At 53.4% G+C, this 21,834-nt stretch carries 22 protein-coding genes; 6 read left to right on the forward strand and 16 right to left on the reverse strand.

Going from position 1 to position 21,834, the window contains the following annotated elements:
• Window positions 1–4: 4 nt before the first annotated feature.
• The 5 genes from secD to MJO47_RS13025 form a co-directional block, all read right to left on the reverse strand.
• Entirely contained in the window at window positions 5–1,603 is a 1,599-nt protein-coding gene (gene secD, locus MJO47_RS13005; protein ID WP_253961545.1) for a protein translocase subunit SecD, read from the reverse strand.
• 66 nt (window positions 1,604–1,669) lie between these two features.
• Window positions 1,670–1,996, reverse strand: a complete 327-nt coding sequence (gene yajC / locus MJO47_RS13010) for a preprotein translocase subunit YajC (RefSeq protein WP_253961546.1) — start codon at window positions 1,994–1,996, stop codon at window positions 1,670–1,672.
• 61 nt (window positions 1,997–2,057) lie between these two features.
• Entirely contained in the window at window positions 2,058–3,179 is a 1,122-nt protein-coding gene (tgt, locus tag MJO47_RS13015; protein ID WP_253961547.1) for a tRNA guanosine(34) transglycosylase Tgt, read from the reverse strand.
• A gap of 18 nt (window positions 3,180–3,197) precedes the next feature.
• Entirely contained in the window at window positions 3,198–4,229 is a 1,032-nt protein-coding gene (gene queA, locus MJO47_RS13020) for a tRNA preQ1(34) S-adenosylmethionine ribosyltransferase-isomerase QueA (protein WP_253961894.1), read from the reverse strand.
• Between the two features lie 88 nt (window positions 4,230–4,317).
• A complete protein-coding gene (locus tag MJO47_RS13025; protein ID WP_253961548.1) occupies window positions 4,318–4,503 on the reverse strand; it encodes a DUF2065 domain-containing protein in 186 nt (61 codons plus the stop codon).
• 302 nt (window positions 4,504–4,805) lie between these two features.
• Between MJO47_RS13025 and MJO47_RS13030 the strand changes: the two genes are divergently transcribed.
• A complete protein-coding gene (locus MJO47_RS13030) occupies window positions 4,806–6,851 on the forward strand; it encodes an HD domain-containing phosphohydrolase (protein ID WP_253961549.1) in 2,046 nt (681 codons plus the stop codon).
• A 27-nt stretch (window positions 6,852–6,878) separates the two neighbouring features.
• Here the strand turns inward: MJO47_RS13030 and MJO47_RS13035 are convergent, their stop codons facing one another.
• The 11 genes from MJO47_RS13035 to MJO47_RS13080 all read right to left on the reverse strand — a co-directional run bounded on the left by MJO47_RS13035 (window position 6,879) and on the right by MJO47_RS13080 (window position 17,723).
• Window positions 6,879–8,690 (reverse strand): YgiQ family radical SAM protein, encoded by a 1,812-nt coding sequence (locus MJO47_RS13035; RefSeq protein ID WP_371926702.1) that lies wholly within the window; start codon window positions 8,688–8,690, stop codon window positions 6,879–6,881.
• A 92-nt stretch (window positions 8,691–8,782) separates the two neighbouring features.
• A complete protein-coding gene (locus tag MJO47_RS13040; RefSeq protein ID WP_253961551.1) occupies window positions 8,783–9,634 on the reverse strand; it encodes an HDOD domain-containing protein in 852 nt (283 codons plus the stop codon).
• A gap of 178 nt (window positions 9,635–9,812) precedes the next feature.
• Window positions 9,813–10,460, reverse strand: a complete 648-nt coding sequence (locus MJO47_RS13045) for a metal-dependent transcriptional regulator (RefSeq protein WP_253961552.1) — start codon at window positions 10,458–10,460, stop codon at window positions 9,813–9,815.
• Window positions 10,461–10,638: 178 nt separating this feature from the next.
• Window positions 10,639–12,600: a ferrous iron transport protein B gene (feoB, locus tag MJO47_RS13050; protein ID WP_253961553.1), complete on the reverse strand. Its 1,962-nt coding sequence runs from the start codon at window positions 12,598–12,600 to the stop codon at window positions 10,639–10,641.
• Between the two features lie 51 nt (window positions 12,601–12,651).
• Window positions 12,652–13,086 carry a Fur family transcriptional regulator gene (locus tag MJO47_RS13055; RefSeq protein ID WP_253961554.1) on the reverse strand — a complete coding sequence of 145 codons (435 nt, stop codon included), beginning with the start codon at window positions 13,084–13,086 and terminating at the stop codon, window positions 12,652–12,654.
• Between the two features lie 80 nt (window positions 13,087–13,166).
• Entirely contained in the window at window positions 13,167–13,916 is a 750-nt protein-coding gene (locus MJO47_RS13060; RefSeq protein WP_253961555.1) for a cytochrome c biogenesis CcdA family protein, read from the reverse strand.
• Between the two features lies 1 nt (window position 13,917).
• Window positions 13,918–14,367: a redoxin family protein gene (locus MJO47_RS13065; protein ID WP_253961556.1), complete on the reverse strand. Its 450-nt coding sequence runs from the start codon at window positions 14,365–14,367 to the stop codon at window positions 13,918–13,920.
• 204 nt (window positions 14,368–14,571) lie between these two features.
• Entirely contained in the window at window positions 14,572–15,033 is a 462-nt protein-coding gene (locus MJO47_RS13070; RefSeq protein WP_253961557.1) for a PaaI family thioesterase, read from the reverse strand.
• A 110-nt stretch (window positions 15,034–15,143) separates the two neighbouring features.
• A complete protein-coding gene (locus MJO47_RS15670; protein ID WP_371926678.1) occupies window positions 15,144–15,242 on the reverse strand; it encodes a hypothetical protein in 99 nt (32 codons plus the stop codon).
• An 18-nt stretch (window positions 15,243–15,260) separates the two neighbouring features.
• Window positions 15,261–16,619 (reverse strand): sigma-54 dependent transcriptional regulator, encoded by a 1,359-nt coding sequence (locus MJO47_RS13075; protein ID WP_256502645.1) that lies wholly within the window; start codon window positions 16,617–16,619, stop codon window positions 15,261–15,263.
• A gap of 3 nt (window positions 16,620–16,622) precedes the next feature.
• A complete protein-coding gene (locus tag MJO47_RS13080) occupies window positions 16,623–17,723 on the reverse strand; it encodes a nitrogen regulation protein NR(II) (protein WP_253961558.1) in 1,101 nt (366 codons plus the stop codon).
• A gap of 166 nt (window positions 17,724–17,889) precedes the next feature.
• On the opposite strand from MJO47_RS13080, the gene MJO47_RS13085 reads away from it, so the two are divergent.
• The 5 genes from MJO47_RS13085 to MJO47_RS13105 all read left to right on the forward strand — a co-directional run bounded on the left by MJO47_RS13085 (window position 17,890) and on the right by MJO47_RS13105 (window position 21,829).
• Window positions 17,890–18,834, forward strand: coding sequence for an AEC family transporter (locus MJO47_RS13085; protein ID WP_253961559.1), 945 nt, complete (start codon window positions 17,890–17,892; stop codon window positions 18,832–18,834).
• A complete protein-coding gene (locus MJO47_RS13090; protein ID WP_253961560.1) occupies window positions 18,831–19,841 on the forward strand; it encodes a glycosyltransferase in 1,011 nt (336 codons plus the stop codon). Before MJO47_RS13085 ends, MJO47_RS13090 begins: the two co-directional genes overlap by 4 nt.
• A gap of 29 nt (window positions 19,842–19,870) precedes the next feature.
• Window positions 19,871–20,488: a 50S ribosomal protein L11 methyltransferase gene (locus MJO47_RS13095; RefSeq protein WP_253961561.1), complete on the forward strand. Its 618-nt coding sequence runs from the start codon at window positions 19,871–19,873 to the stop codon at window positions 20,486–20,488.
• Window positions 20,489–20,611: 123 nt separating this feature from the next.
• Window positions 20,612–21,178 (forward strand): TetR/AcrR family transcriptional regulator, encoded by a 567-nt coding sequence (locus tag MJO47_RS13100; RefSeq protein WP_253961562.1) that lies wholly within the window; start codon window positions 20,612–20,614, stop codon window positions 21,176–21,178.
• Window positions 21,179–21,256: 78 nt separating this feature from the next.
• On the forward strand, window positions 21,257–21,829 hold the full coding sequence (locus MJO47_RS13105) for a TetR/AcrR family transcriptional regulator (protein ID WP_256502646.1): 573 nt from the start codon (window positions 21,257–21,259) through the stop codon (window positions 21,827–21,829).
• Window positions 21,830–21,834 lie beyond the last annotated feature (5 nt).

Raw genomic sequence — 21,834 nt, forward strand, 5'->3', positions numbered from 1 at the left:
CTCCTTATATGCTCAGCCGTTTGATATTACGGCCTTCCAGAATAAAGTCAAAAACAGCCCTGGAGACGAAGATGGCCGTAAACAGGGAAGACAGGATGCCGATGGAAAGGGTTACGGCAAAGCCTTTGACCGGCCCGGTTCCAAACTGAAAAAGAACCAGTGCCGCTATTAGCGTGGTAACGTTGGCATCTACGATCGTCCAGAACGCTTTGGCATATCCGGATTCAAGCGCATTGTGTGCAGTTTTTCCAAGACGAAGCTCTTCGCGTATCCTCTCAAAGATCAACACGTTGGCATCGACAGCCATGCCGATGGTTAACACGATCCCGGCGATGCCCGGCAGAGTCAGGGTAGCCTTGAAAAGGGAAAGCATGGCCAGAATGAAAAAGACGTTGAGAATCAAGGCCAGATTGGCAACAAGTCCGGACAGGTTGTAGTAAACCAGAATCGCGGCGATGACCAGAATGCTCCCGACGATAACGGAGAGAATTCCCTTGTTGATGGAATCCATCCCCAGGGACGGACCGACTGTACGATCTTCCAGTATCTTGACCGGTGCCGGCAGGGATCCGGCCCGCAGGACAATGGCGAGGTCCGTTGCTTCCTGTTCGTTGAAAGAACCGCTGATCTGGGCGCTGCCACCGGCAATACGCTCACGAATGACAGGTGCCGAGTAAACCGAGTCGTCCAGCACGATAGCCATACGCTTACCCACATTGGCAGCGGTGATCTGCTCAAAGCGCTTGGCGCCCACGGCGTTGAAGTCAATGGAAACATAGGGCTCATTGAAACGCGTATCGATGCGAACCTGGGCATCGGCAAGCAGATCACCGGTCAAAGCCGTCTTATCGTAAACAACGATGGGCCGTTCGGTGACCACCCCGGTGCGCGGATCAGCGTCTTTTTCGTAAAGCAGAACGGTGCCGGGCGGCAGTATGCCCTTGAGTGCATCCTGGATGTTCGCATCTTCGGCCACCATTTTAAATTCAAGTCGAGCCGTCTTACCCAGCAGGGCGATCGCCCTCTCGGGATCTTTGATACCGGGAAGCTGGATAAGAATCCGGTTGCCGCTCTGCCTCTGCAGGGTCGGTTCACTGACCCCGAACTGATCGACGCGGTTTCTCATGGTTTCAAGGGCCTGTCGTACGGCATAATCCTTGGTCGCTGCGATATCACTATCGGTCAGGCGATAATTTTTCTGGATGTAACCGCTGGAATCCTGGATTGTCATGGCTTCCAGGTTGGGAAAGGTCTTGGCCATAATATCATCGACCTGTGCGCCGGCGTTTTCATCGTAAACCGTAATGGCCAGGCGCTGACCTTCGAGACGCTCCACTCGCTTGAATATAACGTCCTTTTCAACCAGAAGAGATTCCGCCTGATCAACAAAGCTGTCCAGACGACTTTCAACGGCTTTGTCGACATCGACACCGAGGACAAGATGCATACCACCCTGCAGGTCGAGGCCAAGGTTGATAGGATCAAAGTTCCTTGTCCACCATCCCGGCAGGCTGTTGGCGAAGAAGGTCGGTGCCAGGGAGACCATTGAAATCACAAGACAAAGGAATATCAGAAGTAGCCGCAGCTTTAGGCTTTTGGACATGGAGGTCTCGTTCTCCTTTCGGAATCTTTAAGCTTTAAAAAGCCAGGTCGACAAACAGACAGGACGTTACTGCTCCTGTTTGCTGCTGACAATAGATGTGCGATTAACCCTGATTTTAACGCCGGTCGCCACCTCCAGAGTGACCACGCCCTCCTGGATGGCAGCTACGCGGCCATGAATGCCGCCAGCGGTAACCACCTGGTCACCAGCCTTGAGAGCGTCGATAAGCTGCTTGTGCTGCTTGGCTCTCTTCTGCTGAGGCCGAATAAGCAGAAAATAGAAGATGGCGAACATGATGACCAGCATGAGAATTCCCTCGTAACCGGGACGTTCTCCCTGGGCACCGGTACCTCCTGCCATTGCAAACGCTTCAGATACACCGAACAGATTCATCGTTGGTTCCTCCTTGGTTAATAAAAACTCGTGTTAAAATTAAGATCAAGAATAGACAGTATCAGTCATTGCCTTGCCTAAGACGATAAAAATCTTTTTTGTAGTCCTGAAAAGACCCGGAAGCGATAGCCTGCCGCGCACCTTCCATCAACTTCAGATAATAGTGGACATTGTGATACGTATTCAACACCGATGACAGAATTTCCCCGCTCTGGTACAGGTGCCTCAGATAGGCACGGCTGTAGTGCCGGCAGACATAACAATCGCAGGCAGGATCGACGGGAGCAGGGTCATCGACGTAGCGGGCCTGCTTTATGCTGATTTTCCCGAAAGAAGTAAAAAGCACGCCATTGCGGGCGTTGCGGGTCGGCATGACGCAGTCGAACATATCGACACCACGATCTACCCCTTCGATCAGATTTTCGGGTGTTCCCACTCCCATGACATACCGGGGGCGATCTTTCGGAAGCAGCGGCAGAGTCTGCGCCATCATGTCGTACATGAGTGGGGCTTCTTCCCCAACAGACAAGCCACCAACGGCATACCCGTCAAAACCGATGTGCATGAGTTCTTCGGCACTTTTCCTTCTAAGATCGGAGTACATGCCCCCCTGAACAATACCGAATAGAGCCGAGCCATCGGTGCCATCGTGTGCCTTTTTACATCGCTGCGCCCATCGACTGGAACGATCCGTGGAATCCTGCACGTACTCTCTCGTCGCCGGATATGGAATGCACTCATCAAAAGCCATGATGATGTCGGCTCCGAGCGCTTGTTGCACGGAAATGGAGGATTCGGGCGTCAGCACATGCGAAGAACCGTCAAGGTGAGACTGAAAACGGACCCCCTCCTCGGTAATTTTGCGCAGATCACCCAGACTGAAAACCTGAAAGCCCCCACTATCGGTCAGGATGGGCTTGTCCCAGTTCATGAAGGCATGAAGGCCCCCAAGGCGTTTAACCAGTTCATGACCAGGCCGTAAAAAAAGGTGATACGTGTTGGCCAGAATGATCTGAGCCCCGACTTCCTTGAGGTTTTCCGGAAGCATCGCCTTGACGGTAGCCTGCGTACCCACCGGCATAAAAATAGGTGTTTCGATGACACCTCGACGGGTATGAATGCGGCCGCGGCGGGCCTGGGAGTGTGGATCGGTATGTAAAAGATCGAATTTAAATGAATTCAAAGTGGGCTGCATTACTGCCTATACAATCATCATGCAATCGCCATAGCTGAAAAAACGAAAACGTTCCTCAACCGCTCGGCGATATGCTTCCAAGATAAAATCACGCCCGGCAAAAGCGGAGACCAGCATCATCAAGGTGGAACAAGGAAGGTGGAAGTTTGTAATCAACGCATCGACAATCCTGAACCTGAAGCCTGGATAAATAAAAAGATCACTGATACCTTCACCTGCTTTGACCATATTTTCGCCGGACAGGGCAAATTCGAGAGTGCGGGTCGTTGTCGTACCCAGGGCGATTACGCGACGCCCTTCTTTTTTTGCCAGATTAATGATATCGGCCGTTGCTTCGGGGATATGGAACGATTCCCCATGCATACGGTGTTCCAGGATATTCTCAACCCTCACAGGCAAAAAGGTTCCCAAACCGACATGCAGGGTCAGAGAGACGATTTCAACCCCTTTTTCCTGCAGCGAGGCAAGAATGTCCCGGGTAAAATGCAGACCGGCAGTCGGGGCCGCCACGGCGCCCTTCGAACGAGCGAAAACTGTCTGATATCGTTCCCGATCCACCGAGGTGTCTTCCCGACGAATATACGGAGGCAAAGGAATCCGTCCAACCTTCTCCAGCAGTTGGTGGAAATCCCCGGCACAGGTGAAACGAATAACCTTATAGGGCGCCTCCCCGTCAGCGAGAACAGTTCCTTCAATTTCACCGCCCAGCAGCAGACGACTTCCGACCTTGGGAGCTTTGGAGCATTTGGTCAGACAGATCCAGTCTTCCTGGTTTGATTCGAGGCGTCGTACCAGGAAGACCTCGATCTTGCCTCCAGTCGCCTTGGTTCCATGAAGCCTGGCAGGAATGACTTTAGTGTCATTGAGGACGAGAACATCACCAGGGCAAAATTGATCAAGGATATCAGGAAAATTGCCGCAGAGTATGTTCCGGTGAGGCCTGTCCAAAACCATTAGACGAGATTCTTCACGGGAATCGGGGGGATACTGCGCTATGAGTTCTGCCGGCAGTTCAAAATCGAAATCTTCAAGACGCATCATCTAAAATACCAGCGGCAGTGCCATCCCCAAAATTCAGGGTGTAAATGAACCATAAACGCTTAATACTGTCAACGCTTTTCGCAGGTTAACCGGTACCGAGATAAACAAGAAAAAGCCCTGTGAGCATAAACAAAAACCCCATCAAACGCATGCTTTTTCCGGGTATCCGAAGCAATTCCCGCAAAACCCGCTTGGTGGATTCGGGGGAAAGAAAATAGGGGGCGCCTTCAAGAACAAGGACAACACCCAAAACGACCAGCAAGAACTTCATACCTCGATCCTGTCAATGATCAACTTGAGGTAAATTACGACCATACAAACGCGGGTTATCTTATGTTCTCCACACAGTACTGTCAAGAAGGAGAGGATTCCCGTTGCTGCTAAAATCCATACAAGATCCCATCTATATGTATATGGTTTTACAGCAGCAAGGATCTGCAGTTTCTTTTAATAACAAACCAAATCCGGATTTTTAAATTGACACAAATATCCTACATCGTTAAAGTCTGACAATATAATTTTTTGCTGAAATTCCAAATAATTAAGACATACTAAGATCCACTATGGGTCGCGATGAACTCCCTGAAATTTAAAATCCTGGGACTGACCATTGCCATCATGATTGGCGCCGTCTGTTTGACGGTTTGGCATAACCTGAAAACACAAAAAGCCCTCCTTTCACAAATCGCTACGGAAAACAGTCGTATTCTCGGCGAAACCATCCGCACCAGCATTACCACCAACACCAACCACGGTAACCTTACTGAAATAATCACGCTTTTTGAAAAAATAGCCAACGAACCAGCCTTCAAGGGAGTTCGTATATTTGACGAAGCCGGCCGCATCCTCGTTTCCGCCGATCCCACCGAGGTCGGTGGGCATGTTCCGTCCAGGGATCTGATGGCCTACCAAAAGGGCCAAGTCAGCTATTCAAGGATTGTCTTCGGCAACGAACACCAGAAGACCTTCATTCCCATACCAAATTCCAGCAACTGTCACGGTTGTCATAGCCCTGAGAGGGCGTTCGTAGGTATCCTCGAAGTGGATATGTCTTTAAGCGAACTGGACGCTATCCGCAGCAAAGGCCAGAAAACGACCTTACTCTCCTCCATGGGAATGCTGGCCGTACTGATTTTGACCCTAACCTCCTTCATTCTGTTTTATGTGGATGCACCGCTACGGAAGCTGATGAGTTCCATGGAATTCGTCGAGAAGGGACATTTTGACCATGCCCACACTGAAATTCACAGTTCTGCCGAAATGTCCGAGCTTACAAACAAGTTCAATATGATGGTGGATCGCTTAAAAGAACTAATAGACACCAAGATCAGGCACGAGCGGGAATTGGCGGTCAGTCAGGAAAAGTTGGCTTTTCATGAGGAAATCCAGGAGATGAACCTCACCCTGGAGGAGCGGCTTAAAGAGATTGAATATCTCAACATCACCCTTGAGGAGCGACTTGAAGAAATCGAGGACGCTCATTTTCGTATTACGGACTTGGCCAGTGAACTGGAGCACAAGAATGTGACGCTTGAGCAGGCCGTTTCCCGCCTGTCAGCTCTCAATAGAATGAGTTTCGCCCTCAACTCAACGATGGATTCCGAAAGACTCTTCGCCCTTATGACAAGCAAGACCCTGGAGGCGGTAAGCGCCTGTATAGGTTATATTCTTTTGATTGAAAAGGGTGGGGATGAACTGAGAATCGGAGCCACTGTCGGGCTCCCGCCTCACATCACGGCTGGAACCCGGATCCCCTTGCGCGTAGGAGGCATATCCAACTGGGTCATACAAAACCGCTGCCCCCTACTGCTTAAAGATTTCAAGGATTCGCCACGCTTTGACGAATTCAGTTATTTCGGCTTCAAAAGAGAAACGGTCATGTACGCCCCCCTGATGGTTAAAAATGAAGTCAGTGGAATTATTTGCATGGCCAACAGAACAGATGGGATTGCCTTCGCCTCGGAAGATCTCGACCTTCTGTCGACCATCGCCTCCCAGGCCAGTGTGGCTATCAACAATGCCAACCTCTACCAGGAGCAGGAAGCAACCTACCTTAGTACCGTCCAGGCACTCGTTTCGGCGATAGAGGCCAACGATGCCTATACGCGCGGCCATTCAGATCGCGTTCGACGATACAGCATCGAATTGGCCAAGCATATGGGCCTGCATGAATCATCCGTGAGACGACTGGAGCAGGCCGCCATTCTTCATGATATCGGGAAAATAGGCATCGCCGCGACCATCCTGCACAAAGAGGAAGCTCTTTCCCCTCCAGAGATTGAAGCCTTGCGGCAGCATCCAGTGATCGGTGTCCGCATTCTGGAGCCCATTCGTTTTTTCGGTGACATCACGAAGATCATCGAACAGCACCATGAACAGTTTGATGGCAACGGTTATCCCCACGGCATAGCGGGAGACGACATCTGCCTTGAGGCCCGCATTCTCGCGGTTGCGGATACATTTGACGCCATGACCTCAGACCGCCCCTACCGGAAAGCACTCTCCTGCGAGCTGGCCATTGAAGAGATCGAAGAGCAGTCAGGCATTCAGTTTGATCCGGAAGTCACAGAGGCGTTTATCGAACTTTGCCGTAAAAACCGCTACAAATATTGCGCCTGACCCGACAGGATCAACATCCCGCCTTCATCATTTTCTTTTCAGTTGTCGTTTCTTTCCCTTTTCCTTAAATCCACGACCCGAATCGGCCAGATCCAGCAGCATCGAACCATCATCCAGCCGGCCTGTCAATTTCAGCGCTTCGAGGATATCCTGGCGGCTTTCGGGCAGATGCCATAAGAGGAGGGACTTCTGCAGTCTACGTTCACGGGCAGAGCGTGGCACATAAACCTCCTGGCCACTGAAAGGATCTACTCCAGTGTAATAGATGCAGGTTGACAGGGTTCCAGGAGTCGGGGTGAATTCCTGGACCTGCTCCACGCGCAAACCATTTCTGCACAAAAAAAGGGCCCCATCAACCATAGCGGGTAAAGTACTGCCCGGATGTCCGGAGATAAAGTAAGGGACGATGCCCAACCGAGTCGCCTCTGAACGGTTAAATTGACGAAAGGCCTGAAGAAACTCCTCGAAAATACGGACAGGAGGCTTGTGCATCAAAGCTAAAACATCATCCGAGGCCGATTCCGGGGCCACTTTGAGTAATCCGCCGACATGGTGTCTAAGCAGCTCGTCTAAATAAGCCGGCTGCTTTGCAAACAGATCGAACCGGACGCCGGAAGCCACAAAGACATGCCGCACCCCCTTTGTCTCGCGGATTTTTTGCAAAAGATGAACCGCCTTGCCGTCACGGGTATCCAGGTTCGCACAGATTCGCGGAAACAGACAGCTGACTCGGCGACAAGCCGTTTCAGCCTCCGGGTTTTTGCATTTCAGCCCATACATGTTGGCGGTAGGCCCACCGACATCCGTGATCGTCCCAGAAAATTCAGGATCTCGAACCAGGCGACTTACTTCTGCCAGGATGGAGGCTTCGGAACGAGATTGTATCGACTGGCCCTGATGACCGGCAATCGCACAGAAAGAGCATCCACCAAAACAGCCGCGGTGGGAGGTAATGGAATGACGGATCTGGATAAACGCCGGTATAGCCTCCGTATAGTCCGGATGTGGCCGTCGAGTGAAAGGCAGGGCGTAGATGCGGTCCATCTCCTCTTGGCTGAGCGGCCTTTGAGGTGGATTGACGATGACTTGTCGATTTCCATGCCCCTGGCAAAGCGCGCGCCCCCGAAAAGGATTTGATTCTTCCGACACCTGTCGGAACGCTTGGTTGAAAGCGTTTTTGTTTTGGCTGACCTCTTCAAAGGATGGCAGGGCAACGCTTTCCGTTGGACAGTCGCGACCGATAAAAGCCGTTCCCCGCACATCCTGAATCGATTCAAAAGGCTCGCCTGCCTGCATGCGCCGGGCAACTTCGAGCAAGGGCTTTTCGCCCATTCCGTAAATCAGCAAATCGGCCTTAGTATCGACAAGAATAGAACGTCGCACCGCATCAGTCCAATAATCGTAGTGGGCCAGCCGGCGAAGACTCCCCTCAATGCCGCCCAGGACAACGGGCAGTCCTTTGAACGCAGCCTTGACAGCGGCCGTATAGGTTATGAGGGCGCGATCAGGACGGGCACCGGCACGGCCACCGGGCGTATAGGCATCGTCGCGGCGCCTTTTGCGGGCGGCGGTATAATGATTGACCATCGAGTCCATTGCCCCCGCGGACACGGCGGCAAACAGGCGAGGACGCCCCATCACTGCAAAGGCCTCGCGTTCCCGCCAATCAGGCTGGGCGATGATTCCGACCCGAAAACCGTTGGCGAGTAGATAACGGGCCAACAGAGGAACGCCAAAAGAAGGGTGGTCGACATAGGCGTCACCACTGACAAAAAGGACATCGAGTTCGTCCCACCCCCTTTTTTTCATATCTTCCAGACAGGTTGGCAAAAAATCGATGCGATGGGTCATACTTCTTTATCCGTTTTAGACATAAATGTTTTCCGGAATTTTACCGCGATTAGGTTGACAGGGAGAAGCAGACGGAGGTATCAGGAGAAAAATAGCCCGCGATTTTCGGCATAGACTTTCCTGAATTGGGCCACCAGATCATCCAGATCGCCCTCATCCATCCCAAGGGCCTTGGCCCCTGCAGTCTTGGAAAGATCCAGGTCTTCCTCCGGCGAACGCTGTCCAATCCCTAGCTTTCGACACATGGTGCCAGCTAGATTGATGGCAGCGGTGAGGCGGTAGGCATTTGGATCTTCGTCAGGGTCCACATCCAGGTCTTCATGATGCAGCGTACTTTGAATCAGTGCCGGTGCGAAGTTCCACTTGTCGAGAACAGCGGCCCCGACAACAGCATGATTATGGGGAAAATAGTGTTTTTCCAGTTCGGAAAAAGTCCCTTCCCCGTTATATACAGCCTGTATAATACTGGTAAATTCATCGTTATTGTTATTGCTGCGTACAACTTTACCGATATGACGGAAAAGGCCGGCCAAAAAGGCCTCCTCCGGATCCAGTGAACGCAGATGCTGAGCCAGCAACCGTCCGGCGATGGCGGCGCCAACGGAATCTTCCCAAAGCATTTTTTCCTGCAATCCGTATTTGCGGTGCATCCCGGTCAGGCTGGCCGCAAGAACCAGGCTTCTCAAAGTCTTCTGCCCCAAAATAACGATAGCGGCTTTCAGGGTCGACACCTGACGCTGCAATCCGTAAAACGAGGAATTGGCAATTTTAAGGATACGGGCTGAAACAGCGGGGTCAGCGGAAATGGCATTGGCCAATCCATCAGCAGTGCTCTCGGGATCCTGCAGCAGTTCCATAACTTTGACGGCTACCGCGGGCATGGGGGGCAAATCGCCCACGGTCGCCACAACAGATTTCAAATCAGCATGCATTCTTACTCTCCTGCCAAGGGAAATGATGTCGGAAGACGACAGGGTTACCGTATACTCGACCCATGAATAGTTATCAGGAAATATGCATCAAGTAAAGCGTTTTTGCAGCCTCACACACATCAGGAACACCCGGAAATGGCACCTGGCGATATCCGAAAACCCTTTCACTGAGAACTGATCAGATTTTTCTGACAAAAATTTCCCTCGCCAGGTCTTCGTCGACGGCAAACTCGGAATTTCCAACCGTGAAGACGTAGGCCGGAAAAGTCCGCGCCAGCCGCAACTGATTGCCGGGCAGGACTCCTAGACTCATCAGTTTTTGCATCTTTTTGGGATCGGTCACGGACAGATAGGCAATCTCTCCCTTTTGCCCCGCATTGACCTCCGTGAGGGGTACAACGCCGGCCTCCCCGCGCGCCTGGGCTTCAAGGCAACATTTGCCCGGGGGAATAGGTTTTCCATGCGGGCAGGTGGTGGGATGATTGAGCAGCGTGCAGATTTTGGTATCTACGCCCTGGTGAAGAAGATGTTCAAACTCACAGGCCTTGGCGTCACCGCTCGCCCCCTTGATATCCAGCACATCCATCATGAGGCGTTCGGCCAGACGGTGGCGGCGAACAGTCATTTTGGCCTCTTCCCGGCCTTCCTGACGCAGGTGCACACGCTCTCCCCTGACCTCAATGTAGGCCAGGCGATCCAGTTCCCGAAGGCCTTCGTCATCAGGGCCGACATCGAGGGTTTGGAAGTGGGCGCCATTCTCCCCTTCTTCTTCGGTCGCTATCCATAGCGCCTCAAGAATTTCCTCGGCTTTTTCCGAAAGCTTCATTGGGATCCTCCTTGATCGTCTTTTTTCCTGGCCAAACGTTTTAAATAGGAAGGCATAACCGGGTTGTCATAGCCGCAGAAGGGGCAGTGTATCTTCCGGCAACCCCCGGGGCACAGACCACACCGAGGCTGTTTTTCAAGAGCGTCATGCGGCAGCTCTTTCTGGCAAAAACCACATTTCATGCCAGTACACCCGTAAAGAGCAGCATCTTATTGAGAAGCCAGCCGACCCCAAACGCGAGAAGCGTAACGAAGATAAAAATCCCGAAGGCAACCTTCCATCCCCTCTCTTTATTCATAACCAGAAACTGGGCCACACAGGGCACGAAAAGAGTCAAAGTAACCGCGGCAACAGTCAATTGGACCGGCGAAAGCAGACCGGATGTCTGCATGTCATAAAGCCCGGCCGCGCCGAAATCCCGCCGAAAGAATCCGAAAATAAAGGCGGCGGAGGCCTGGGAGGGCAGCCCCAGCATCGTCATGACGGGCTCCATCTCCTTCACCACCCAGGCCAGGGCCCCACTGAGCTTGCCGGCCCACAACAGCACGGAAGCGATAATGAACAAGGGGAATATCTCGACAAAGTACCATTGCATCCGGGTCAGCGTCTTGGTTATCACGTTGCGCAACTGGGGCATGCGCAAGGGAGGGATCTCCATGTAAAACATGGGCTGCTCCCCCGGCACCAGACGGGCAGCCAAAAACCCGATGAGCAGAAAGACGAGAGCCATGCTGAGGGTCCAGACGGCCAAGGCCCCGGGCACGCTGGATAAAAGGCCGAGAATGACGCCAAGTTGAGCCGAACAGGGGATAGCCAAGGCCAGCAGGACTGTGGCGATGATTCTCTCCCGTACGGTTTCCAGGGTGCGTGTAACGATCGTGGCCATGGTGTCGCAGCCAAAACCGAGCACCAGAGGAATGACCGCTCGACCGTTCAGCCCGATTTTTTTGAAAATCCGATCAACCAGCATGGCCAGACGCGGAAAATAGCCGGTATCTTCAATAATGGAGAAGGCGAGAAAAAAGGTACCGACGATAGGCAGCACAATGGCGACGGCATAGCGTATGGCCAGCGTAAATATGCCGTATTCCCCCACCATGAGTTCGTGCAGCCAGTACCAGGGCAGAAAGCGATCCCCCAGGTGCAGGAGCCAGGGGATGAGGTACGCCTCAAAAAGCGTCGACTCTAGAAAATCGACCACAGTACCGGCACCAAAGCCGCCGACAAACTTGTACAGCCCGAAATAGAGGGTAGCCAACAAAAAGGGGAACCCGGTCAAGGGATTCATGGTCAGGGCAGAAAGACGGTCCGACATCGACGGTTTTCTGCCCCCTTCCTGGGTCAGAACTCCGTTAAGAAGATTGCGGGTAATTCTTTTGCGCTCCAGGCTGATATGCAGGTGAAGATCAGAACGTCGGGCAAAGGCAACCTTCTTGACGCACTCCATCAGCGGCTCAGTCAACTCCCCTTCCCTGTCCCCAACCAGTGCCTGGATATGTGTGTCCTTCTGCAAAAGAAGCAGCGCGAGCGAGCGGCGGCTGAGTCGGTAATCGCTCTGAAAACAGGTTGATATTTCCTGAATATCATCTTCGAGGTCGGGGGAGTAGGAAAACGGGGCACCGACGCAGAAATCCTGATTGCCAATCGCCTGCCGAATTTCCTGAAGACCTCGGCGGCGCGCCGTCGCCGCCCCGATCACGGGAATGCCGAGTCGTTCACGCAGCGCGGGAAAATCAATCTGGATGCCCAGTCGCTCCGCCTCATCCATAATATTGATGACCAGCATCATGGGAAGGCCCGCTTCGACTAGCTGAAGGGTCATGGGGAGCATGCGCTCAACATTGCGGGCATCGATAACGTGAATGACGACGTGGGGCGTTTCGTTCAGCAGGATATCCCGCGCCACCTTTTCCTCTTCGGAAATCGGTATAAGCGAGTACATGCCAGGCGTATCGAGGACCTCATAGCGGGTCCCGGCGATATCGCAGTGCCCGCGGGAAATCTCGACGGAGGTACCAGGATAATTTGAAACGGTGGTGTACGTTCCGGTCAGCTCGTTGAACAGAGAGCTCTTGCCGACGTTGGGGCTGCCGACAAGAATGATACGGGGAGCGTCTTGGCCTTTATCAACGGCGGCCATGGGGGTGTCCTTCAGGAGTATGGATGAATGAGGTCATGGTCAATCTGGCTGTTATTTTTTTTGAGTGCATTTGGAGCAGAGGCCATAGAGTTCGAGTCGATGATTTCTGATCGTGAAGCCATGGTCCCTGGCAACTTCATCCTGCAGTTTCTCAATGCGCGGGTCGTAGAATTCCAGTATGGCGCCACAATCGGTACAAACGAGGTGGTCATGATGCTTTTCATCGATACAGGACTCGTAGCGGGTCTGCCCGTCCCCAAAGTTATGGCCTTCGGCCAGACCGCATTCGGCCAGCAGCTTCAGCGTGCGGTGTACGGTTGCGTAGCCAATCTGGGGATGTTTTTTGCGTAGTTTGAGATAGAGGTCTTCGGTGGAGGGATGGGATCCGAAACGGAGAAACTCGTCAAGGATGATCTCCCGTTGTCGGGTACTTTTAAGCCCCTGCTGGGCCAGGTAGTCGTGAAAGATTTTTTTGACTTCCTGCATACGTCACCCCTCTTACCTGAAAATGATTTTCAAGATAACAGGGGTGACGACATCAAGTCAAGATTCTTTAGCAAGGATCCCTAACCAGCCATGGGAAGCCAGCGGTAGAGGTAGCCGGAAAGCTTGCCGAACATATTGAAGAAGAGCATAACGCCCACAATCATGAGCAGCAGGCCGGTAACAATTTCCATGATCCGGATATGCTTGCGAAACTTGTTGAAAAACGACAGAAAGCCATGAAAAAGCACACCGGAGATAAGAAACGGAATCCCGAGCCCGGCCGAGTAGAAGGAGAGCAGAATCACCCCACGCGCATAGCCGCCGGAAGAGCTGGCGGCCAGCGTGAGTATGCCGCCGAGAATGGGCCCGATGCAGGGGGTCCAGCCCGCAGCGAAAGCGAGTCCGACCAGAAAGGTTCCGACAAAGCCACTCGGTTTTCGTTGGACATGGACGCGCTTCTCGCCAAGGAGAACCCCGAAATGAAACAGGCCGCTCATATGAACGCCGAAGAGAAAAATGAGAATTCCGCCAATCCGTTGAATCCAGATGAGCCCCTCACGCATGTGAGTCTGGAAGGTGGATGAAGCCACCCCGGCTATGGCCCCCAGGGCAATAAAAACGACGGAGAAGCCGGCGATGAAGGTCAAGGAATGCAGAAAAACCGTCACCCTGACTTTAGTGCTGGGATGCGCCTCTTTCAGCTGCCCGAAGGAAAGCCCCGTGATGTAGGTCAGGTAGGAGGGAATAAGGGGCAGGACACAGGGGGAAAAAAACGACAGTATCCCGGCGGAAAAAGCGATCCAGATGGTGATATCAGCGGAACCAGTCATATTATTCCTCGTTGATTAGAGAAAGGATTTCCTTAAGAGTGTACACGGAAGACCAGTCGTAGGCACCCAGAAAACGATCGACCACAACACCTTTTTTATCGATCAGAAACGTCTCCGGTATGGCCGTGACACCGTAGCGCATCTTTTCCTGACCTTGCGGATCAAAGAGGATAGGAAACGTGTAGGGATTTTCTTTAAGCCATTCAGGCACAGAGCGCGGACCGTCATCCTCTACATTGACCGCCAGCATGACAAAATCGCTGCTGCCGAACACCTCGTTCAACCGTTCCATGGAGGGCATTTCCTCACGGCAGGGCGGACACCAACTGGCCCAGAAATTGAGAAAGACCACTTTGCCGCGAAACTGCGCCAAAGAGACCGGTTCGCCCTTCAGATTTTTCAGGGTAAAATCAGGGGCGATGCTCCCGACAACCACGCGTCCTGCCGGCACAGAGGTCTCCGCAGTCAATGAAACGCCCGGAAGCACAAAGGTGAAAAGAAGTAGAAATGCGGTCATCAATCGAATCATATCTATGGGCCTTTCATCATATTCAAAAAGGGGAATCACTGCTGGTGTTCTACCCGTTGCTTTTAAAAAAGTCAAGGTCCCATAGGTGGTTAAGCCTTATAAACCGGGTTGGACAGGTTTCCTTGATCAGTCGTCGAAGCCTTGTCCTCGGGCCACTTTGAACTGGGTTTTAAGCCGCGCCACGACCCGTCCGTCGGCATCGAACAGAGTGGCGGCTCCCTGAAAAATACGCTGTACCGGTCCGGTGACGACCGCTTCCGCCGTCACGGTGCCTTCCTTGACGGGAGCGATAAAATCCAGGTGCAGCTCGGTGGTGGCAAAGATCGAATCTGGCGGCAAAAGGGATTTTATCGCCATCGCCACCGCCGTGTCGCCAAGGGTTGTCAGCGCGCCGCCATGCATGAAGCCACCGCCTTGCGCCAGTTTGACGGTGAAAGGCATGGTGAGAACAGCTCTGCCCTCCTCGGCCTTTTCAATATGGATACCCAGCAGGTCCTCACAGGGGGCACAGGCAATCCAGCCCTCCATGCGGAACTGAGTCTCCTTGGAACGCCGAGGCACGTTGCCGTCAACCAGAAGTTCTGCCATAAAATCTCCTTTTCAGGGCAATTCAATGTAATAGCCCCGGTTGCCCCGTACGATAAGAAACTTGGTGGGAGTGTGTCCTCGAAGACCGACCATGTGCCGGAAGAAGTCTTCTATAGAAGCCGCACGCCACCGGCCACTTCAGCCATTCTGTCCCCTGGGCGCAAACCCGTTCTCTCGGCGGCAGAGCCGGCTTCCACGCTGGCGATCATCAAACCGGACGAAGTAAATTATTTTTCACGCGTAATTCCATACTTCTCAATCCGGTAAATAAGAGTGTGCCTGGGAATCTGTAGAAAAGCGGCGGCACGGGTCTGGTTCCAGTCGTTGCGGCGGAGCGCTTCTTCAACAGCCTCTTTTTCCAGTTGTTCCAGGGAATATCCCTCGTCGGGAAGATGGAGGACCGCGTGACGGGAACGGTTAGTAGCGCCAATTTTCGCCGGCAAATCCTCTTCGTCGAGCGTATCGGAGCGGCGAAGAATCGTCAGGCGCTCCATGGTGTTTTCCAATTCACGAACATTCCCGGGCCAGTCATAGTCGCAAAGACGCTTGAGAACACCCTCAGAAATGGAGATGGCGACATGGCCGGCGTATTTTTCCAAAAAATGCCTGGCGAGCAGAGGAATGTCCTCTCTCCGGGCCCGCAAAGGGGGAAGCTCGACCGGAATGACGGACAGCCGGTAGAAGAGATCCTCGCGAAAAATCCCCTCGGCAATAGCCGCTTCGAGGTCCTGGTTGGTCGCCGCCACCACACGCACATCCACTTTTCGCGGTATCCCTTCGCCAACCGGCTCAATCTCCCTTTCCTGCAGCGCTCGCAGGAGCTTGGGCTGCAGATCAAGGGGCATGTCACCCACTTCGTCCAGAAAGAGCGTGCCGCCATTGGCCTGTTCAAACTTGCCTTTCCGGTCTTTGATCGCCCCGGTAAAAGCCCCCTTGACATGACCGAAAAGTTCGCTTTCGAGGAGATCGGCCGGGATGGCCGCACAGTTGACAGCCACAAAAGGCCCGGCATGACGTTCACTGTTGCGATGAATCGCCTGGGCAATCAGCTCTTTGCCGGTGCCGCTCTCCCCGGTGATCAACACATTGGCTTCCGTCGGCGCTACCCGGCGCACCAGATCGAAAACGTGCTGCATCTTATCGGAAGTCCCCACCATCCGGCTGAAATCGGCCTGATGGGAGATCTGCTCCTTCAGGCGCAGGTTTTCCTCTTTCAAGCCCCGAAAAGACAGGGCCTTTTCTACGGTAAGGCGCAACTCCTCGCGGCCGAAGGGCTTGGTCAGGTAATCATAGGCTCCGAGCTTCATCGCCTCGACCGCTTTCTCCACCGTGCCGAAGGCGGTGATGACAAGGACCAGGGTTTCAGGACTCAGCTCTTTGATGCGTTTGAGCACATCGTAGCCTGACAGCCCTGGCATCTGGATATCCGTAATGACCAAAGCCGGCTGCTGTTCCTCGAATTGACGTAATCCCGAAGTCCCGTCGGCGGCGGTCAGTACGCGATACCCTGCTTCCTGCAGGGTGAATTCCATAACACGTCTCAAGGAGACATCATCGTCAATCAGTAAAATCGTCTTATCTGCCAAGGCTTACTCCTGACCATCCATGGCTGGAAGGCAAAGGGTGAAGGTCGTGCCTGTCCCGGGCTGGCTGTCCACGGTGATGCGTCCGCCATGTCCCTGGATAATGCGAGCGGAAATGGCCAGTCCCAGACCTGTTCCCTTTTCCCGGGTGGTGAAAAAGGGGTTGAAGATTTTGTCGAGGTTTTCCGAAGGGATACCGGCGCCCGTATCGCTGAACCGGATTTCGATTTCAGCCCCGGACCGACCGGTACGGATATCGAGCGTCCCCCCTTCCGGCATGGCCTGCAAGGCATTGAGGGTGAGGTTGAGAAATGCCTGCTTGAGATGCTCCTCTTTGCCATACACATAAAGATGGCCCTCAACCGGAAAAGTGATGTCGATACCGGCGGTGGTGGCCTTTTGCCGAACCAGAACAAGGATGTCGGCTAAAACGGCATTGACATCCACACGATCCCGATCGATAGGTGCCGGACGAGCAAAATCGAGAAAATCCTGCACTACGCGGTTCAAGCGGTCCACTTCCTGAATCATGATGCGGCTGAATTCGTAGCGACGGTCGCTTGGGTCCATCCCTTCCTGAATAATTTCCGCCGTCCCCCGGATGGAGCCAAGGGGATTGCGGATCTCATGGGCCATACCGGCAGACAGCTCGCCCAGAGCCGAAAGGCGATCAGCCCGGCGCAGCTGCTCCTCGATTTCCAGAATCTGGTCAGCCTTGTTCTTTAGCTCGCTGTAGCTTTCGCGCAATTGCTCTGCCGTCTGCTGATAGCGATCCTGCTGTTCGTTTTTTTTGGAGGTCAGATACCCGGTCAGCAGGCCAATCAGATTATACAGCAGAATCTCAAGGTACTGTTCCAGGCGAATTTGCGGATGATGACTCCATTGAATGAGAACATGAGGGATATACAGAATAGAAACGGTCATCGAGGTCAGTAGACCACCGCGCAGGGCGTACCACATCCCGCCCAGCACAATGGGAATATAGTAAAGGCGCCGATAAATATCGTGATATTCGTGGCGATGGGTCGTGGTCAGATAATGCATGGAGGTGACCAGAAGAACCAGTGCTACAATCGTCAGCAGGCGAAGTCGGGGGGAATTTTTCATGGTCACCATTTTTAATTCATACCCCAGACAATCGCAAGAATTTTCCCTGGTCGCTCCTTCGATCTTCGAAAGTCGGACCGACAGGGCTGCGGTGGGCCGGCAATTTATGTTGGACAGAGCAAAAGAGGTTCATGTATTCTGACCGCCTTCATTCGAGGAGAATACCGTGTCTCTTTTCCTGGAAATCCTTACTATTGTCATTCCGGTATTTCTGGTCATTCTGTTGGGATATGGCCTGAAGCGTCTGAACCTGATCGACGCGACCTTTCTCTTTCAGACCAACCGTCTCGTCTACTACATCTGCCTGCCGCTGTTGCTTTTCTACAAAATCGGCACCGCCGACTTCTTCAGTAACTTCAATGGTCGATTAGTCACTGGCTCGGCTCTCATCATTGCCCTCGGTTTCTTCGCCTCTTATGGCTACGCCCTTATTCGCCGCTATCCCCCCGAAGCGGCAGGCTCTTTCAGCCAGGGGTCGTTTCGCGGTAATCTGGCCTACATGGGGCTGGCCATTGTGTTCAACGCGTACGGACCCGAAGGCTTTACGCGGGCAGGCATACTCATGGGTTTTCTGGTACCCGTTCTCAATTTTTTTGCCATCCTCGCCCTGCTGCTGCCCCACCGGGGGCAGGACGACAACCACGGACTGTCTTTCTGGGTGAAACAGATCGCCCTTAACCCCCTCATCGTCGCCTCCTTTGCCGGTATCGCCTGGAGCTTTTTCAGCCTGCCCTTGCCGATCATTCTGGACCGCAGCCTCGATATCGCCACCGGCATGACCCTGCCCCTTGCCCTGATCGCCATCGGTGGCTCATTCTCTCTCGAAAAACTCAAAGGAGATCTGGTGCGGGCGGCCTTCGCCACGGGCATCAAAATCGTCTGGCTGCCTCTACTGGGGGCTTTTTTGCTTTACGGCATGGGAATTCGGGGCATGGATTTGGGGATCGGGGTGCTGATGGCAGGAACCCCCGCCGCGACTGCTACCTACATCATGGCCCACCAGATGAAAGGCGATGCCGAGCTGGCCGGCTCCATTGTCATGATGTCCACCCTGATGTCGGCCCTCACCTACAGCATTGCGCTTTTTGCTCTGCGCAGCCTGGGTCTATGACCTCACCCGCCGTATCGCTTCTGCTGGCTGTGCGCAATGAAGAGCGTTTCCTGCCCGCCGCCCTCGCTTCCATTTTTAGACAATCATTCACCGATTGGGAATTGGTCGCCGTGGATGACGGTTCCACAGATGGCACTCCCGCTATCCTCGCCCAGGCCGGGCAGCACTTTCCGGATAAAGTACGCATCATACGTCAGCCGGCCAAGGGCCTTGTTGAGGCGCTCAACCTCGGACTTGAGAGATGCCGCGCCCCTTTGGTGGCCCGTATGGATGGGGACGACGTCTGTCATCCGCATCGGCTTTTCGCTCAGCACGCGTATATGCAACACCATCCCGAGGTGGCTGTCGTCTCCTGCCAGATAAGACATTTTCCCAGGCCCCAGCTTTCTGAGGGGATGAAAACCTACGAGGCCTGGCAGAACAGCCTGCTCACGCATGACGATATCCAGCGCGACCGCTACGTCGAGTCCCCCCTGACTCACCCCAGCGTCATGTATCGACGTCAGGCGGTCTTGGCGGCGGGCGGCTATCGTGAGCTGCCCTGGGCGGAAGACTACGATCTTTGGCTTCGTCTTATCCGCGCCGGTGCCCGCTTTGCGCGCCTTCCCCGCACCCTCTTCTACTGGCGCGACCGCCCCGACAGACTGACCCGTACGGCCGCGAACTGTACGCTGACAGCCATGCGGGACTGCAAAATCCACTATCTCTGTCACGACTACTTAAAGGACCACGGAGAGGTCACTCTCTGTGGGGCCGGACTCGAAGGCAAAGCCTGGCGGAGAGCCCTCCTGCGCCAGGGCATCCACGTGGTACGTTGGGTGGATATCGATCCCCGCAAAGTGGGCCAGACCATCCATGGGGCTCCGGTCATCGCCCCTACAGAACTTCGACCGGATCAAGGCAAAATGCTCATTACAGTAGGTGTCGCCGGCGCCCGCCAACAAATCCGCCAGTGGGCCGCTCGAAACGGCCTCAAGGATCAATACGATTTCGTCTGTGTTACCTGACCTGGAAAAGTTTGAAAGGATATTCCCTTATGGGACGCGAGTATGCCCCCTTTACCATCGGACACCGTTTTTGTATAACCCCCCCTGACGACACCCCCATTCGGGATGACCGTCTGCCCCTGGTTATGGAATCCGGCGCCTTCGGCTCAGGCGAACACGAAACCACCGCCAGTTGTCTGGAAATCCTGGAAGATCTCCCCGATCTGATCGGAAAAACCCTGCTCGATTTGGGTAGCGGCACTGGCATTCTCGCCATCGCGGCTCTCAAACTCGGGGCATCCCACGCTCTTTGTGTCGATATCGATCCGACGGCGGTCGTCACCTGCCAACACCACAGTCATCTCAACGGCGTCGTTGATAAAATTGACCACCTGTGCGGTACTCTGGACCAGGTCGCCGCCGGATCTTTTGATCTCATTCTGGCGAATATCTATGGCGACATCCTCCTCTCCGTCGCTGACGCGCTTGTGTCAAAAGCGGCTCCAGGCGCTCATATTTTATTGTCGGGGATGCTCTGGGAATATAACTATGATGTCCGCCAGAAGTACGAACGACTCGGCTGTCAAGTTATCCGCAACCGAATGCTGGATGAATTCAGCACGGTTCTGATGCAGAAATCAACTCCGTTGGGCCTTCCTGCTGTGTAAAAACTCCTGCCTATGGCGGACACTATGAAGTCAAAAGGTTTTAGGACCGTTAAATTTTGCCTTGACAAAAAAATTGAATGCCCATATTTTTAACTGACTAGTCACTCGGTTTTCGGAGATTTTATGTCAGGGAAAAAGGAACAAAAACGTCGTGCCCTGCTCCAGGCGGCTTTGGAGCTTTTTGCCGAGAACGGTTTCAATGGGGCCTCTACCGCTCTCATCGCCGAAAGGGCCGGTGTGGCCAGTGGCACCCTTTTCTTTCATTTCAAGAGCAAAGAGGAACTGATCCATTCTCTGTTCAAAGAAATTCGTGAAAAAATCGATACCGAGGTTTTAAAAGATGTTTCCGCCGACCTCTCCATTCGGGAACGACTCCACCGCATGTTGTTCAATCTCCTGCGTTATTTCCTCGACAACCCTGCCGAATTCAAATTCGCCGAACTCTATCATTACTCCCCGCTCAACGATCAGGGTCAGGGCTTTCGTGAGGAAAATCAGGTTTTTCATGCCCTGCTCCTGCAAGCCCGCGAACAGCGCATCATTAAGAACTTTCCCCTTTTGTGCCTTGAGGCGTTAGCCTTTGGCCCCCTGTCTTCGCTGGCCAAAGAACACGCCAATCGTGGTACTCCCGTCGATGACGAGATGGTCCGGTTAACTATCTCATCCTGTTGGGAAGCCCTGAAGAGTTGAATTTGCCTTAAAACTGCCGAAAGCCAAAAAGACTCGGCATTTTATTGACTGACTAGTCAGTTAAGTGGAGTTTCGTTTATGCACACGGATGACAGGCGGGAAAAAATCCTGCAGGCCGCCTTGGAGGTTATCTCCATTCATGGTTTTCACGATTCGCCCATGTCGGTCATTGCCAGTCAGGCTCAGATCGCCATGGGCACGATCTACCGCTGCTTCCAAAATAAAGAAAGCTTGATTCACGCGGTGTACCAAACCCTGGAACAACGGTTTCACTTGGCGGTAACGAAGAATTTGCCTGCAGATCTGCCCTTGCAGGAGCGTTTCCTCCACATCGGCCGTTTCTTTATGGATTACTGCCAGCGGGCTCCCATGGATTTTCGCTTTTTGGAGCAATTTCAGAATTCGCCTTTCGGCGCGACCTATCGCCGAGATCGCATTCTGGGCCCCTCCGGCTCAGGCTTTCTACACGGCATCCTGATAGAGGCTTTGACAGAAAAAACGCTCAAACCCCTGCCCATCGAAATCCTTTGCGCTCTATTTTTTGGTCCCTTGATCTGCCTACTCCGGGATCAGGATCTCGGCTTCATCGTGTTGAATGATTCATTGATCGACAAGACGGTAGCCGCCTGCTGGGATGCCATCCGAAAATAATCATC

Origin of the sequence: Desulfuromonas sp. KJ2020, from assembly GCF_024197615.1 — a bacterium.
In the GTDB taxonomy this organism is placed as follows: Bacteria; Desulfobacterota; Desulfuromonadia; order Desulfuromonadales; family SZUA-540; genus SZUA-540.

Coding starts and splice junctions, on each gene's coding strand:
- yajC (WP_253961546.1), bottom strand. CDS start 1,996: ATGAATCTGTTCGGTGTATCTGAAGCGTTTGCAATGGCAGGAGGTACC.
- MJO47_RS13070 (WP_253961557.1), bottom strand. CDS start 15,033: ATGGCAGAACTTCTGGTTGACGGCAACGTGCCTCGGCGTTCCAAGGAG.
- MJO47_RS13030 (WP_253961549.1), top strand. CDS start 4,806: ATGAACTCCCTGAAATTTAAAATCCTGGGACTGACCATTGCCATCATG.
- MJO47_RS13090 (WP_253961560.1), top strand. CDS start 18,831: ATGACCTCACCCGCCGTATCGCTTCTGCTGGCTGTGCGCAATGAAGAG.
- MJO47_RS13080 (WP_253961558.1), bottom strand. CDS start 17,723: ATGAAAAATTCCCCCCGACTTCGCCTGCTGACGATTGTAGCACTGGTT.
- secD (WP_253961545.1), bottom strand. CDS start 1,603: ATGTCCAAAAGCCTAAAGCTGCGGCTACTTCTGATATTCCTTTGTCTT.
- MJO47_RS13040 (WP_253961551.1), bottom strand. CDS start 9,634: ATGCATGCTGATTTGAAATCTGTTGTGGCGACCGTGGGCGATTTGCCC.
- MJO47_RS13105 (WP_256502646.1), top strand. CDS start 21,257: ATGCACACGGATGACAGGCGGGAAAAAATCCTGCAGGCCGCCTTGGAG.
- MJO47_RS13045 (WP_253961552.1), bottom strand. CDS start 10,460: ATGAAGCTTTCGGAAAAAGCCGAGGAAATTCTTGAGGCGCTATGGATA.
- queA (WP_253961894.1), bottom strand. CDS start 4,229: ATGCGTCTTGAAGATTTCGATTTTGAACTGCCGGCAGAACTCATAGCG.
- MJO47_RS13055 (WP_253961554.1), bottom strand. CDS start 13,086: ATGCAGGAAGTCAAAAAAATCTTTCACGACTACCTGGCCCAGCAGGGG.
- feoB (WP_253961553.1), bottom strand. CDS start 12,600: ATGGCCGCCGTTGATAAAGGCCAAGACGCTCCCCGTATCATTCTTGTC.
- MJO47_RS13095 (WP_253961561.1), top strand. CDS start 19,871: ATGGGACGCGAGTATGCCCCCTTTACCATCGGACACCGTTTTTGTATA.
- MJO47_RS13100 (WP_253961562.1), top strand. CDS start 20,612: ATGTCAGGGAAAAAGGAACAAAAACGTCGTGCCCTGCTCCAGGCGGCT.
- MJO47_RS13060 (WP_253961555.1), bottom strand. CDS start 13,916: ATGACTGGTTCCGCTGATATCACCATCTGGATCGCTTTTTCCGCCGGG.
- MJO47_RS15670 (WP_371926678.1), bottom strand. CDS start 15,242: ATGATCGCCAGCGTGGAAGCCGGCTCTGCCGCCGAGAGAACGGGTTTG.
- MJO47_RS13025 (WP_253961548.1), bottom strand. CDS start 4,503: ATGAAGTTCTTGCTGGTCGTTTTGGGTGTTGTCCTTGTTCTTGAAGGC.